This window comes from Jeotgalibacillus sp. 10bf12, from assembly GCF_055597105.1.
The window spans coordinates 1,352,023-1,364,841 of the sequence record NZ_CP200276.1 but is presented as its reverse complement, the minus strand read 5'-3'; the positions used below and the strand labels follow the sequence as shown (position 1 = coordinate 1,364,841).

The following is a 12,819-nucleotide window of genomic DNA, read 5'->3' as shown; positions in this document are numbered from 1 at the left end:
TATTAATCGTATGAGGTGATTGTAGTGTCAGATTTAACACATTTTAATGACCAGGGCCGCGCCAGAATGGTCGATATTTCTGAAAAGCAGGAAACTGCCAGAATCGCAATAGCGCATTCAAGCATCATTGTAAATGAAGAGATCTATCAGCATATTCAAAATGGCACCTCAAAAAAAGGTGATGTCCTTGCAGTTGCTCAGGTAGCCGGCATTATGGCTGCCAAGCAGACGTCAACGATTATTCCGATGTGCCACCCGCTTTCTTTGAGCGGGATTGACCTGTCCTTTGAATGGGATCTTACTTCCCGCTATGAGCTGAAGATTTCAGCATCAGTCAAAACAAAAGGCAGCACAGGCGTTGAAATGGAAGCACTCACAGCTGCTTCAGTGTGTGCACTGACGATTTATGATATGTGTAAAGCTTCTGATAAGGGAATGGTGATCGGACCAACCTTCCTTGCTGAGAAGACCGGTGGAAAAAACGGTGACTTCAAGCGTGACAGAAGCCCTGAGATGAAACTTTAACGCAGTCTGCCAATCGCAATGAAGATCAGGCTGACTGTCAGAATCAAAGCAGCGCCGCCTGTAAATGGGAGGCCTGCTCTTTCACTGACAAAACCCGCTAAACTCGATCCCGCAACTACACCTCCTGAGAAGAAGGAATAAAAAATACCGAACGCCTTCCCTCTTGTTGCCTTATTAGACATATCCGTCACCATCTGATTCATTGATGGGAAGATCAAAGCAAACCCAATCCCGTAAACAAACATCAGCACCGGAATAACCACAGGCAGCGTGATCCATTGAATCAGGCCGAGGATCAGACCAATTGTAATCAGCCCTGTTGCTGTCAGTTTTTCTGACGTATAAAGGTCATAAATCTTATTCAGCTTTGTCACGAAAATAATCACTGCAGTGATACCAAACACACTTAACCAGATGCCGGCGGAGGCCTGTGTCAGCCCGAGATCCTCCGCTTTCAATGGTAATGCGAATGCCAGTGTACCGTTACTGACCATCAAAGCAAACGCCGCAAGTGATGCCTGCTGAAGCTTTTTATGCTTCAGGAGCTCCATGATCGGCGCCCCTGTAACAATTCTTCTCTCTCTTTCCCTGAAAGACTCTGATACATACTTCACGGTGAGCCAGATACAGATTGTAAAAAGAACCGCTACTGAATAGAACACAGCATCCGTTAAACCGTTAGCTGCAAGAATGCCGCCTGCTGCAGGCCCCAAAATTGCCGCGCTGCCAATTCCGGCACCTATATAGGCCATCGGTTTTGTGCTTCTTTTCGCAGCGTAGTCACCTGCAATTGCAAATACACATGGGATCAACAGACCGCTGACCACACCATGAACTGCTCTGACGATAAGTAGCTGTCCTGCATCCTGCGCCAATGGATAAAATAAAAGAACTGCCGCAGAAAGCACTGTACCAATCACCAGAATTGGCTTTCTGCCATATCGGTCCACTGCATAACCGCCTGCTATATTTCCAACGACATTCAATGCTGAATAAACAGCAATAATCAGCCCTGCCATCGTCTCAGAAGCACCAAGACTGATTGCGTAAGGTGTCATCACCGGAAGCTGAATAAATGTATCGATAAATGTCACGATAATGATAAAGTAAATGATCTTTGTCATGGTCATATCTTCTTTCTGCTTTTACTATGAGTTAATCTTACCATTCCCTTAATCAGTTTGTGAAAACTCAGCACTTTTAAAACCATTATAAAAAGCGGATCCCCCTGGTTACATTTAGGAATCCGCTTTTTTCAGTTAAAGACTTTATGATAGACTTTTTTAGCTTCTTTCTTATCACTCGTACCATGAATCAGTACACGACCATCCTTAAAGATCACCATTCTGTAAGGATCAAAAGTGATACTGATTAAAAATTGGTTGTATTGAACAGGAAGTCCCTGTGTTGAAAAGATCGTATGTAAATCCCCTAGATCTACACTCTTTTTTTCAGCTGGTCTGATCTGTACGGTATCCCTTCCGCATAATACAGCTGTTTTCATTGCTGTTTCCATTGATAAATATGGATAGGTAGGGTTTTCCCCGCAAGAAGGACACTCTGCTTTTTTTAGCCTCGACACGCCGACAGCCTGATAATCGTTCTGCCAGACATCAAATGTCACGAGCTTTCCGCTGAGTGCGTCAGCATTCCCTGTCAGGATTTTCAGTGCATCCGCTGTCTGGTGCGCCGTCACCATCATCACAGCCGGACTGATAATGCCAGCAGTATCACATGTCTGTCCTGTTGGAGGCGTGGTTTCCCACAGACAGTTAAAGCATGGCGTAATACCAGGTACGACAGTAAAGCTCATCCCCGTACTGCCGACACAGGCACCATAAATCCACGGAAGTGCCAACTTTTGTGCAACGTCATTAATGACAAACCTCGTTTCAAAGTTATCGGTTGCATCGATCATTAAATTGCTTTTCTCTGCATATTTCAGCAGATCCTCATACGTAATGTCTGCTACGATTGCCTGGATCTCCACATAGCTGTTCACCTGCTCAAGCCTGTATTTAGCAGCAATCGCTTTAGGCATTTTCCTGCGCGCATCTTCTTCGCTATATAAAGACTGTCGCTGAAGGTTACTCCATTCAACGTAGTCTCTGTCGATAATGGTTATTTTTCCAACACCGGCTCTTACCAGCGCTTCTGAAGCCCCTGTTCCGAGCGCACCAGCGCCGATAACGAGTACATGCTTCCGGCTGAGTTCTTCCTGGCCCGGAGACCCGATTGGCTTGAAAAGCTCCTGTCGTGAATATCGGTCCTGCTGCAACTGATCCGCCCCCTTCATTTAAATTAGTTTTTTACTAAGATAGCAGTTATTGCATGTTACGACAAGGTAACGGCTTAAGAATTCATATAATTCTTATTTTTAAGGATGTTTAAAAGAATGTGACCCGGGAAACCATCTACTAGAACATTAAGTAAATTTTTACAGGAGGTTTTATCATGGATATCGAAAACAAAGTAGAAAAAGAAGCACGTCATACAGAGCCTGAAAAGAAAGAAGAAATTTTACAGAGCTTCGACCGCTTTAAAGATTACTTAGGCGATCAGGTATCCAAAGGCGAAAAACTGGGCCTCGGCGAAGAAGCACTTGCAAAAGGTGCTGAAAGAGTCGGAGATTACCTGGCTAAAAATGAAGAACCCCGTAACCGTGAAGAAAAGCTTCTTCAGGAACTATGGAAGCTTGGCGATAAAGAACAGCGTCACCAGCTCGCGCATTTACTAGTAAGACTGGCGCAATCAACCAACTAAGTAAGAATGCAGGTCCCCCCGCATGTGAAGTGCGGGGGGCTTTTTTATGCTGACTTCCTGCCCAACAGCCCGACTGCAGGCTGATGGCAGCGTTTAATTAGATGGATTAGTGATTTAATAAAGCCTGGAGGTGGACCAATTCCCGGGGGTGGTGAATCGCTTCTCCGCATTTCCTGTTACATATATACCTCAAAACACATTCCACCTTTCCCACACAAGTCAAAACACTACTTTGTAAAGTTAATGTTAAGATCCATATCCATCCCTTCACAACCGCTCATCCCCCTGCTAGAATGACGGTATCGATTTCCGATATCGGTTTGCGATTTCAATAAAGGGGATATGTGTATGGATGACAAAATACTGCGTAAACTTTTTCTTGGTTTTATACAAATTCATATTCTTCATCACGCGCTAGAGCACCCGATTTACGGCGCCTGGATGACAGAAGAACTGCGTGAGCACGGCTATGAAATCAGTGCCGGCACACTCTATCCTATTCTTCATTCAATGGAAGCAGACGGCCTTCTGCTAAAAGAAGAGCGGAAAGTCGACGGTCATATTAGAAAATACTATACCGCTACTGCCCGTGGTGAAGAAGTGTTGAAAGAAGCGCGCAGCAAAGCGTACGAACTCTTTAAGGAAATCAAAGATTAGAAGGGAGATTCAAATGAAAAGACAAGGATCATTACTTGAAATCTTACTTGTTTCACTCCGTCTCGGATTAACCTCTTTCGGCGGGCCGATTGCTCACCTTGGTTATTTCAGAGATGAATATATCGAAAGAAGAAAATGGATGTCAGATAAAACCTATGCCGACCTGGTCGCACTCAGTCAATTTCTCCCTGGGCCTGCAAGCTCACAGGTTGGAATCGGTATTGGCGTGATGAGGGGCGGACTGCTCGGAGGACTCGTTTCCTTTATCGGGTTTACGATGCCATCCGTTATTGTACTGATCATTTTTGCCATGATTGTATCAAGCTTTGACGTTGCAGATGCAGGCTGGCTGCAGGGACTGAAAATTGTTGCCGTAGCAGTTGTAGCGCATGCCATTATGGGCATGGCAAAGAACCTGACGCCTGATCTTCAGCGTAAAGCAATGGCACTGCTTGCCCTTTCAGTTACATTACTGTGGCAGACAACAATCAGTCAGGTAGTTGTCATTGTCATTGCCGGTATTGCAGGGTTCTTCCTGTTCAAAGGTGATACATCAGAAAAAAATCCGTCATTTACTTTCCCTGTATCTAAAAAGCTTGGTGCAGTCTTTCTGACGCTGTTCTTTGTTTTACTTGCTGTTCTCCCTATTGCCCGGGAAATAACGACAGCAAATTGGATTGCAATGTTCGACAGCTTTTACCGTTCAGGCTCACTCGTATTCGGCGGGGGACACGTGGTTCTGCCTTTACTTGAACGGGAATTTGTTCCGACAGGCTGGCTGACTGAAGAAGAATTTCTTGCTGGTTATGGTGCTGCGCAGGCAGTTCCAGGTCCATTGTTCACATTTGCTGCTTATATCGGTGCAGTCATCGGCGGCTGGCAGGGCGGGTTGCTCGCAACAGCAGCCATCTTCCTTCCAGCGTTCCTGTTAATCTTAGGAGCACTTCCATTCTGGAATGCCCTCAGAACAAACCCGAAAATGAAAGCAGCCTTCATGGGCGTTAACGCAGCAGTAGTCGGCATTTTAATCTCAGCCTTCTACTTCCCGATCTGGACAAGCTCTATTTTAGAGCCGATTCACTTTGTACTAGCTGCTTTCCTTTTCAGTATGCTAGTATTTTGGAAGCTTCCACCCTGGGTTGTTGTGTTGACCGGTGCTATTGCAGGGTTGTTGTTTCTATAAAGAGCGACACATCGGGGACAGAGTTAACTGATTCATTTTTGTAATGATGCTAAATGTGATGCACTGAACTCTGTCTCTACTTTAACGCCTAAAAAAAGGAATCGCCTGAGCGATTCCTTTTTTAATGATTATTTATCGCGGCCTAGCTCACCCGGAATATCTCCCTGAGGTGATGCATCCACTGTATTTTGACTCTTTTTATTTAGCTGGACAACTGAGTCGTTTGAAGAGTCAGTTGATCCTGCCTGTGAAGAAACGCCTTCTTTAACTTCAGATCCTGCATCTGCAACCTGCCCGCCGATATCTCTAGCGTCTTCAGTCGCTTCTTTCGCTGTATCAACGATTTCAGATGCACTTTCGCGGATTGATTCCACTTGTGGCACAACGTCTTCGTTTACTTTTTCATATAATGACTGTGCTTCAGTCATTGCATTTTTTAAAGTTGAAACAGCTGATTGGAAACGACCTGAAAGATCATTTTTGAATTCTCCAGGATTGTCTTTTACGTTGCGTACGAAGCCGCCCGTAGATGACCCGATGTTTTTACTTCCTGTTTTCACCTGATCTCTTGTATTTGTGTCCAGTAGTGCGATTGCTGCACCAACTGCTGCTCCGACTAAAACGCCCATTAATAATTTGCTGCTGCCTTCATTTTTAGAATTGTAATTTTGCGCCATGATTTAATAGCCTCCTAATGATGTTTTGTATATTTAGGATTCTACCCTTCTGATATTCATTTAAACATTCAGACTGATTCTTTTAGTCTTGCCATTGCAAGCCACACACCAAGTGGAGTCCTGCTGATTCCAACGCCCACGTAGCCTGAAGCCATGAAATCTTTCTGTCGTTCAACTTTATCGGTTCTGACAAAAATATAGGAATCTTTATCGACAAACAGCTTGTGTTTAAGCGGTTTGTAGAAAATATAACGTGGCATGTTGCCATACTTATTTTTCACATCAGCAACAATCATTTCCTGTTTGAACTTATCGCGCATGCTCGGAAGGTTTGCTGGTGAGACTGTACAGCAGATGTGCTCAAAAAATGGACTAGTGAATTTAAGTTCCTGCATAATCACTTTAGCCATTGTCTGCTGGAGACCATTGCCCCGGTAATCCGGATCCACCAGTGATATTTCCTGATGGACGACCTTCATCTGCTCTTCATATGAAAGACCAAGATCCCGGCCGAGATTCTCTTCATCATCTCCAGGGAACAGCAATGCACGAACAGCAATCAGCTGTTCTTCCACATATACCCCGATCAGAATGCCCCCTTCACCCAGGACATATTGAATTTCTTCATCTGTCAGCGGCTGAAGTGTTACCTGATCTTCAAGACCTGCTACAATTTTATGCTGAAAAGATTTAAATTCATCAAATTGATTGTCTGTCAGCTGTCGCATCACGTAATTTATTTTCACGTTGTCAGATTTCCGAACAGCTTCTCCCTGATATAGCTCCATAAGTTGATCTCCTTTACGTTCCTTCTGAATTGATTGATAATTAATGTTAGTTTAACACGTAAAAATCAAAGGTGTGAAAGATTTGAAAATCATTGTTCTCTCAGATACACACATGCCCAGGATGGCTAAGTCCCTTCCACCCCGTCTATTAAAAGAATTAGTGTCTGCTGAGCTGATTCTTCATACAGGGGACTTTAACACAATCGACGTTATCCATGAACTCGAACAGTTTGCTCCGGTCAGAGGTGTATACGGTAACGCAGATCATGAAGATGTCATCCGAATGCTATCCGAAAAGCAGATCATCAAAGCGGGGAAATATAAAATCGGCCTGGTTCACGGACACGGTAAAGGAAACACCACTGAAAAAAGAGCGATTGATGCTTTCTCAAATGAACAGATTGATCTGCTCATCTATGGGCATTCTCATATCCCGTCTTTTAAAACAATCGATGGACTTTATGTATTAAACCCGGGCTCTCCCACAGATAAAAGGAGGCAACAACAGTTTTCTTTTGTTGTATTAACGATTGAAGAGACATTAAATGTGGAATTTATCTATTATGACAGTAAAATACAGGAGGAATGAACATGGAAAAAAAGATGATTATTGCGCATGACCTTGAAGACGAGTTGCTAAGTGCAGCAAAAGATGCCGCACCAGGCTGGGAAATTGTAACAGGAAAAGATGAAGAACAATGGGGTCCTCATATGAAGGATGCATCCGTTGTGGCAGGGTGGAAAAAAGCGATGACCCCTTACCTTGATCATGCTGAAAACCTTGAATGGGTTCAATCATGGAGTGCAGGCATAGACAGCCATCCACTTGAAGATTTTGAAAAGCACAAGATTAAACTGACCAGTGCAAACGGCGTACACGCTTTCCCGATTGCTGAAACGATCTTTGCCTTGATGCTTGGCTGGACGAGACATATTCATACATACACACGTCAGCAGCAGGAGAAAAAATGGCATCACGCAGGCCTAAAACTTGAATTGCACGGAAAGAAGCTTGCCCTTTTAGGTGCCGGTGCTATCGGAAAAGAAACAGCGAAAATCGCCAAAGCATTTGGAATGGAAGTTGCAGGATTCCGCAGGAGCGGTGAACAAGAACAGTACTTTGATCAGATGTATAAGCTTGATCAGCTTCATGACATTTTGCCTGAAGCAGACTATGTAGTCATCACACTGCCTCTGACAAAAGAAACGAACAATCTCTTTATTAAAGAAACTTTTAACAAGATGAAATCTGAAAGCTTTCTCGTCAATATCGGACGCGGTGAAATTATCGATGAAGAAGCGATGATTCATGCGCTGAAAGATGGAAAAATCGCCGGTGCCGGACTCGACGTATTTGCAACAGAGCCACTCCCTGAAGAAAGCCCGCTATGGGAAATGGACAACGTCATCATCACACCGCATACGGCCGGATCGACTGAATATTATAATGACCGCGTGATTAAGGAGATCCTGATTCCTAACCTGAAGTCCTTTACAAAAGATAAAAAACTGAGTGTGAATGAAGTGGATTATCAAAAAGGGTATTAAAAACGATTAATATCGTTAAAACCTTATGATCGAAATTGAATACCGCTTAATGAATTAACTTTAGTGTAACGGAGCGGAAGGCGGCGACTCCTGCGGCGGAAAGAGACAGGTGAGACCATACGGCGAAGCCGGAGGGGCTCACCGCCCGGCCGCGGAAAGCGTCCGCCTGAAGCGCAGTGAAACGATAAAAAAGCCCAAAACATTTGTCTCGGGCTTTTAATCAAAATTATTCAGTCTTCCCCTGCCAGTTCATCATTCCGCCTGACATATTCGTTACGTTATAACCCTGTCCTTCAAGATACTGCGTACCCATTGTGCTGCGGCCGCCTGATGCACAAACTACGATATAGTCTTTAGATTTATCCAGCTCCTGCTTACGGAATTCCAGCAGGCCGAGTGGAATATTCATTGCGCCAGGGATTTTACCACCCTTCACTTCTTCCGCTTCTCTTACATCCAGAATTTGAAGTTCTTCGTTTCCATTCAACTTTTGTTCCACTTCTGTTGGCATAATTGATTTCATTTTAGTAACCTCCACATTTTTTTAATTTGATCATTCCAGCCTGAGACTGTTGAAGTAATGTCATTTTATTTACCTGGTAGCCTTTACTTTTTAAAAACCGGATGCCAAGCTTCAGGTCTACCTGGTCTGAAGCGATGACATAAATATTTTCTTTTGGCAATTCTTTATAAAATCGTTTCAGATAAGCATAAGGAATATGCTGAAACGGCGAGTATCTTTTTACAGTTGAATCGTTGTATGGTCTCAGATCCACGATGAGTTCTGACTGATCCATCTGTTCTTCAGGTACACATTCAACACCGCCTACCGGGGCATAGCGTTTATAAATTGAAATAAGTGCAATGACAATTGCTGCAATGAGTAAAAATTCCACTCCAACACCACCTCTTAAAGTTTACATTGATTATATTATACCCCCAGGGGCATATAGTCAAGCGGAAAGTTTTTGCGTATTGACCCTTTTTTCTTCTATACTAAATACAGAAATGCTAGGAGGATGAACGATGAAATTATGGATGAACCGAATGAGCTCAATTCTCGCACTTGCTGCACTTACAATGGTATTTGTGCGATTTTTCTTTCCGGATGTTACCCCGTTTTTTACAACGGGACTGCTGTTTATTTTATTCTTTATCTTTTTAGCCGTATCTATTGTAACCTTTGATCCAAAAGCTTCAAAGCGTGATGAACTGGTCGGTCTGCCGGTCACGATCTACTTTTCAGTGCTGGTTGTCTTCTTGCAGCTGATCGGCGGAGAAACCGATACCCCGCTCAGCATTGACCAGCCATTTTTGTGGATTGCAATTGCCCTTGGGATCTGGCTTGATATTAAAAGAACACGAAAAAATAAAAAAGACAGAGAAAAAAGCGCCGCGTAGGCGCTTTTTTAATTTGCATAGATGACGTAAATCAAATGATCCGTCCATTCACCGTTCTCATGAATAAACTTTTTTCGCGTGCATTCATATTCCATTCCTGCTCTTTTAGCTGTCTTAACTGATGCTGTGTTATCCAGATTAATCTGCGCTTCAAGCCTGTGCAGGTTCAGCTTTTCAAAAGCCATGCGGATCAGTCCTCTGAGACTCTCAACTCCATAACCCTGTCCCCAAAACTGGTTATGCAATGCGTAACCGCCTGACGCCCACTGTGTATCATCACGCTGCAAAATCAGCATATCTACATGACCTAATAGCGCCTGGTCTTCTTTTCTTACAACCGCAAAAACGTAAATATGATCGTCTCCTGCCCATTTATTAAAGCGGTCAATTTTTTCTTCATATTGATCAGCTGTAAAGCCTGTCAGATCTATATAGCCCTCATCGTATTGATGCTGAGCAGGCTTCCTGCTGCTGATCTGCTTTTTATACTCTGCAAAATCTTCTTTTTCAAGTGGTCTTAATGTGATTCTTTCCATCTCAATTTTCATGTCATCACCTCTTACAGATCGGCTCAATGTCCCGTATACTGAGAAGAAAAGGAAATCCGGGTGAGTTACATGCGATCTGCTTCTATTTTATTAGTACTACTGGCTGCTGTTCTCTGGGGAACGACCGGGACAGCACAGTCGTTTGCGCCTGAAGGTACGCATCCCGTTGCCTTTGGCGCTTTCAGGTTATGTATTGGGGGCGCGGCACTGCTATTATTTTCATTCCTGCAGAAAAATTTTTCTTTGTCCGGCTGGCCGCTGCAGCCATTAATTGCTGCTGCATTGTGCATGGCTTTTTATCAGCCCTTCTTCTTCTCCGCGGTGCTGATGACTGGTGTCGCAGTCGGAACTGTGACTGCAATCGGCTCTGCACCAGTGATTGCCGGATTGCTGGAATGGGTTTTATATAAAAGAATTCCTGACCGGAAGTGGTGGATTGCTACAATAACTGCCATTACAGGATGTGTTTTATTATTTGCAAATCCTGATGCGATTACGGTTGATCCGATTGGTATGCTGCTTGCACTCGGTGCAGGAACCGCATTTGCGACTTACACAATCGTCAGCAAAGAACTGCTGAATACTCACCCGCCTGACACTGTTACTGCAGTTGTGTTCACGCTTGCTGCAAGCATTCTTGCACCAGCCCTCCTATTCTTTGACCTGAGCTGGATTGCAACGCCGGCAGGTATTGGAACAGGTCTTTATATTGGAATCATTGCAACAGCAGTCGCTTACCTGCTGTTTGCAAGAGGACTGACAGGGATTAAATCATCCACTGCAGTAACGCTGTCTCTCGCAGAACCAATGACAGCAGCTCTTTTGGGTGTCATGCTTGTCGGAGAAACGCTGTCATCGCTATCATGGACAGGCGTTTTACTGTTAATGATGTCCATTGTCATCCTATCGTTCAAACGCAAAACAGAAGCAAGGATGTCGTAAACCTTGCTTCTGTTTTGATTAATTCTGCTGATAGGCAAGTTCATTTACTTTTGTCAGCCTGCGCATATCCTGTCTTGTGATAAATGGCGCCTGACCTTTTTCTATCTGATTCACCCACTGTTCCATAGCACTCGGCAGTCCTTCAGGTAACACTGCATCTTTCCAATGACCGCCTGTCTCAAGATTTTTATACCGTGCTGCTTTATCCTCTACCAGATAAACACCTTCTGAGCCATGTATCTCCAGCTGGAATAATCCACTTGTCACAAATCCCGTTTCAAGTACCGCCATCTGGCCGCTTTCATATTTCACTAACACCGCTGACTGATCATCCACTTCATGACCATATACGTGTTGAAACATTGCTTTCACTTCAACTGGCTCTCCGCACATGCGGTTCGCAAGATAAATCGGATGAGCGCCGAGGTCAATGAGTGAACCGCCGGCCGTTCCTTCCCGCTTTAAGAAATGAGACGGCAGCCAGCCCTGTCCACCATCTTTCGGTACAGCTCCATCATGTGCAACGCGGCATCTGACTGATGAGATTCTTCCAAGCTTTCCTTCGTCAGCGAGCTGCTGGCCAAAAAGATAATAATCTGCTGAAAGTCTTGGCAGAGATAGCATCAGGTGAACACCCGCCCCGTCAACTGCACGAAAAATCTCTTCACATTCCCGTTCTGTCAGACCAAGCACTTTTTCTGAAAAAATGTGTTTTCCATGTGCCGCTGCTTTTTCAATGATCTCTTTATGCATCGTAGTCGGGGTGTCTACAATGACACCATGAATCTCCTGATCACCTAATACGTCTTCCAGTTCCGCAACAAACGGAATGCCCTGTTCACTTGCCCAGACTTCGCCTCTTTTACGATCTTCATCCCAAATAGCTGTCACTTCTATACCAGGATGCTGCAGTGCTTCTTTTATGTAATCATCCGCATGAACGTGCCAGCGGCTTAACATTGCTACTTTTATCATTTAATATTCCCCTTTCTCTGCCTGCCAGATTTCCCGTTCACCGGCGATCATCACAATTCCAAATAATAAAAGGATCAGACTCAGTATAAGCGGGATGATACTTGTTTCGAGCATAGCTGTATAAAACCTTCCGTAGCTTGTATACCACTCAGTAACACCTGAAGCATAAATCGCTGAAGTAATCCAGGAAGCAGCAAGCAGTAAAATCCCGGAGAACAGGCTGACAACACCAATAAGCAGCTTATTTTTTCTTGACTGCTTCTGTCCTTCTGACATATTATGATTCATTGCGGCTGCAGTGGTCAGCCCTCTGACTTTCTGATCCGCTACTGTTAAAGGAACCTGCATCGTGACAGATGTACCGGATGTGCCTGTTTTATAAAAACCAACGTTTCTATAAAGCTTGTAAGCCGCATGATTAAACGGGTCTACACTGAGTGACAAAGCCTCATACCCCTGTGCCATCGCATGTGCAATCACTTCTTCAAGCAGCTTTCTGCCAATCCCTTTCCCTCTTGCAGATGCTTTAACCGCCATCCCAATCTCAGGTACTTCAGCACTCACAAAACCGTAGCCCGGATTTTCTTGAGTGAACTGACGGTACCAGACTGCACCAAGCAACTCGCCGTCTTCCTCTGCGACCAGCACTTCATCCCCTGGTCTTCCCCAATTCTCGTGATATTTTTTCATGTCGTCTGAAGATAACAGTGCCTCTTGTGAAGGTTTATCTGACAGAATATAAATCGACTCATACAGCATGTCCAAAAAGAATTCAAATTCATTTTCTCCCATTTGCCTGATCTGCATCGTCA

17 protein-coding genes are annotated in these 12,819 nt (G+C 44.2%); 8 read left to right on the top strand and 9 right to left on the bottom strand.

Features of this window, described 5'->3' with window-relative positions; all coding sequences use genetic code 11:
• Window positions 1-24: 24 nt before the first annotated feature.
• A complete protein-coding gene (moaC, locus tag DH10bf12_RS07140; protein ID WP_471737824.1) occupies window positions 25-525 on the top strand; it encodes a cyclic pyranopterin monophosphate synthase MoaC in 501 nt (166 codons plus the stop codon).
• Here the strand turns inward: moaC and DH10bf12_RS07135 are convergent.
• Both DH10bf12_RS07135 and DH10bf12_RS07130 read right to left on the bottom strand, forming a co-directional pair.
• Window positions 522-1,649, bottom strand: a complete 1,128-nt coding sequence (locus DH10bf12_RS07135) for an MFS transporter (RefSeq protein WP_471737823.1) — start codon at window positions 1,647-1,649, stop codon at window positions 522-524. The genes moaC and DH10bf12_RS07135 overlap by 4 nt on opposite strands.
• Window positions 1,650-1,780: 131 nt before the next feature.
• On the bottom strand, window positions 1,781-2,803 hold the full coding sequence (locus tag DH10bf12_RS07130; protein ID WP_471737822.1) for a ThiF family adenylyltransferase: 1,023 nt from the start codon (window positions 2,801-2,803) through the stop codon (window positions 1,781-1,783).
• 176 nt (window positions 2,804-2,979) lie between these two features.
• On the opposite strand from DH10bf12_RS07130, the gene DH10bf12_RS07125 reads away from it, so the two are divergent.
• The 3 genes from DH10bf12_RS07125 to chrA all read left to right on the top strand — a co-directional run bounded on the left by DH10bf12_RS07125 (window position 2,980) and on the right by chrA (window position 5,128).
• Window positions 2,980-3,288: a DUF3243 family protein gene (locus DH10bf12_RS07125; RefSeq protein WP_471737821.1), complete on the top strand. Its 309-nt coding sequence runs from the start codon at window positions 2,980-2,982 to the stop codon at window positions 3,286-3,288.
• 348 nt (window positions 3,289-3,636) lie between these two features.
• Window positions 3,637-3,945: a PadR family transcriptional regulator gene (locus tag DH10bf12_RS07120; protein WP_404407344.1), complete on the top strand. Its 309-nt coding sequence runs from the start codon at window positions 3,637-3,639 to the stop codon at window positions 3,943-3,945.
• Between the two features lie 13 nt (window positions 3,946-3,958).
• Window positions 3,959-5,128, top strand: coding sequence for a chromate efflux transporter (chrA, locus tag DH10bf12_RS07115; protein WP_471737820.1), 1,170 nt, complete (start codon window positions 3,959-3,961; stop codon window positions 5,126-5,128).
• Between the two features lie 128 nt (window positions 5,129-5,256).
• On the opposite strand, the gene DH10bf12_RS07110 is transcribed toward chrA, so the two are convergent.
• On the bottom strand, window positions 5,257-5,805 hold the full coding sequence (locus DH10bf12_RS07110; protein ID WP_471737819.1) for a YtxH domain-containing protein: 549 nt from the start codon (window positions 5,803-5,805) through the stop codon (window positions 5,257-5,259).
• A gap of 68 nt (window positions 5,806-5,873) precedes the next feature.
• Window positions 5,874-6,593, bottom strand: a complete 720-nt coding sequence (locus DH10bf12_RS07105) for a GNAT family N-acetyltransferase (protein WP_471737818.1) — start codon at window positions 6,591-6,593, stop codon at window positions 5,874-5,876.
• 82 nt (window positions 6,594-6,675) lie between these two features.
• Between DH10bf12_RS07105 and DH10bf12_RS07100 the strand changes: the two genes are divergently transcribed.
• Both DH10bf12_RS07100 and DH10bf12_RS07095 read left to right on the top strand, forming a co-directional pair.
• Window positions 6,676-7,182 carry a metallophosphoesterase family protein gene (locus DH10bf12_RS07100; RefSeq protein WP_471737817.1) on the top strand — a complete coding sequence of 169 codons (507 nt, stop codon included), beginning with the start codon at window positions 6,676-6,678 and terminating at the stop codon, window positions 7,180-7,182.
• A gap of 2 nt (window positions 7,183-7,184) precedes the next feature.
• Window positions 7,185-8,141, top strand: coding sequence for a D-2-hydroxyacid dehydrogenase (locus DH10bf12_RS07095; RefSeq protein ID WP_471737816.1), 957 nt, complete (start codon window positions 7,185-7,187; stop codon window positions 8,139-8,141).
• Between the two features lie 226 nt (window positions 8,142-8,367).
• Here DH10bf12_RS07095 and DH10bf12_RS07090 read toward each other — a convergent pair whose 3' ends face one another.
• Window positions 8,368-8,664 (bottom strand): rhodanese-like domain-containing protein, encoded by a 297-nt coding sequence (locus DH10bf12_RS07090; protein ID WP_471737815.1) that lies wholly within the window; start codon window positions 8,662-8,664, stop codon window positions 8,368-8,370.
• A gap of 1 nt (window position 8,665) precedes the next feature.
• Complete coding sequence (locus DH10bf12_RS07085) at window positions 8,666-9,037, bottom strand: sulfurtransferase (RefSeq protein WP_471737814.1); 372 nt, start codon at window positions 9,035-9,037, stop codon at window positions 8,666-8,668.
• A gap of 130 nt (window positions 9,038-9,167) precedes the next feature.
• Between DH10bf12_RS07085 and DH10bf12_RS07080 the strand changes: the two genes are divergently transcribed.
• The gene (locus DH10bf12_RS07080; RefSeq protein WP_471737813.1) at window positions 9,168-9,542 is read left to right on the top strand and encodes a hypothetical protein; all 375 of its coding nucleotides are present in this window, start codon (window positions 9,168-9,170) and stop codon (window positions 9,540-9,542) included.
• Window positions 9,543-9,550: 8 nt separating this feature from the next.
• Here DH10bf12_RS07080 and DH10bf12_RS07075 read toward each other — a convergent pair whose 3' ends face one another.
• A complete protein-coding gene (locus DH10bf12_RS07075) occupies window positions 9,551-10,090 on the bottom strand; it encodes a GNAT family N-acetyltransferase (RefSeq protein ID WP_471737812.1) in 540 nt (179 codons plus the stop codon).
• 69 nt (window positions 10,091-10,159) lie between these two features.
• Between DH10bf12_RS07075 and DH10bf12_RS07070 the strand changes: the two genes are divergently transcribed.
• Window positions 10,160-11,032, top strand: coding sequence for an EamA family transporter (locus DH10bf12_RS07070; RefSeq protein ID WP_471738204.1), 873 nt, complete (start codon window positions 10,160-10,162; stop codon window positions 11,030-11,032).
• Window positions 11,033-11,050: 18 nt separating this feature from the next.
• On the opposite strand, the gene DH10bf12_RS07065 is transcribed toward DH10bf12_RS07070, so the two are convergent.
• Entirely contained in the window at window positions 11,051-12,007 is a 957-nt protein-coding gene (locus DH10bf12_RS07065; RefSeq protein WP_471737811.1) for a Gfo/Idh/MocA family protein, read from the bottom strand.
• Entirely contained in the window at window positions 12,008-12,814 is an 807-nt protein-coding gene (locus DH10bf12_RS07060; protein WP_471737810.1) for a GNAT family N-acetyltransferase, read from the bottom strand. It abuts the gene before it with no gap.
• Window positions 12,815-12,819 lie beyond the last annotated feature (5 nt).

Bases quoted from the DNA above. Each gene is read 5' to 3' on its own strand.
- DH10bf12_RS07060 (WP_471737810.1), bottom strand. From the start codon at position 12,814: ATGCAGATCAGGCAAATGGGAGAAAATGAATTTGAATTCTTTTTGGAC.
- DH10bf12_RS07070 (WP_471738204.1), top strand. From the start codon at position 10,160: ATGCGATCTGCTTCTATTTTATTAGTACTACTGGCTGCTGTTCTCTGG.
- chrA (WP_471737820.1), top strand. From the start codon at position 3,959: ATGAAAAGACAAGGATCATTACTTGAAATCTTACTTGTTTCACTCCGT.
- DH10bf12_RS07090 (WP_471737815.1), bottom strand. From the start codon at position 8,664: ATGAAATCAATTATGCCAACAGAAGTGGAACAAAAGTTGAATGGAAAC.
- DH10bf12_RS07135 (WP_471737823.1), bottom strand. From the start codon at position 1,649: ATGACAAAGATCATTTACTTTATCATTATCGTGACATTTATCGATACA.
- DH10bf12_RS07065 (WP_471737811.1), bottom strand. From the start codon at position 12,007: ATGATAAAAGTAGCAATGTTAAGCCGCTGGCACGTTCATGCGGATGAT.
- DH10bf12_RS07095 (WP_471737816.1), top strand. From the start codon at position 7,185: ATGGAAAAAAAGATGATTATTGCGCATGACCTTGAAGACGAGTTGCTA.
- DH10bf12_RS07120 (WP_404407344.1), top strand. From the start codon at position 3,637: ATGGATGACAAAATACTGCGTAAACTTTTTCTTGGTTTTATACAAATT.
- DH10bf12_RS07125 (WP_471737821.1), top strand. From the start codon at position 2,980: ATGGATATCGAAAACAAAGTAGAAAAAGAAGCACGTCATACAGAGCCT.
- DH10bf12_RS07110 (WP_471737819.1), bottom strand. From the start codon at position 5,805: ATGGCGCAAAATTACAATTCTAAAAATGAAGGCAGCAGCAAATTATTA.
- DH10bf12_RS07105 (WP_471737818.1), bottom strand. From the start codon at position 6,593: ATGGAGCTATATCAGGGAGAAGCTGTTCGGAAATCTGACAACGTGAAA.
- DH10bf12_RS07075 (WP_471737812.1), bottom strand. From the start codon at position 10,090: ATGAAAATTGAGATGGAAAGAATCACATTAAGACCACTTGAAAAAGAA.
- DH10bf12_RS07080 (WP_471737813.1), top strand. From the start codon at position 9,168: ATGAAATTATGGATGAACCGAATGAGCTCAATTCTCGCACTTGCTGCA.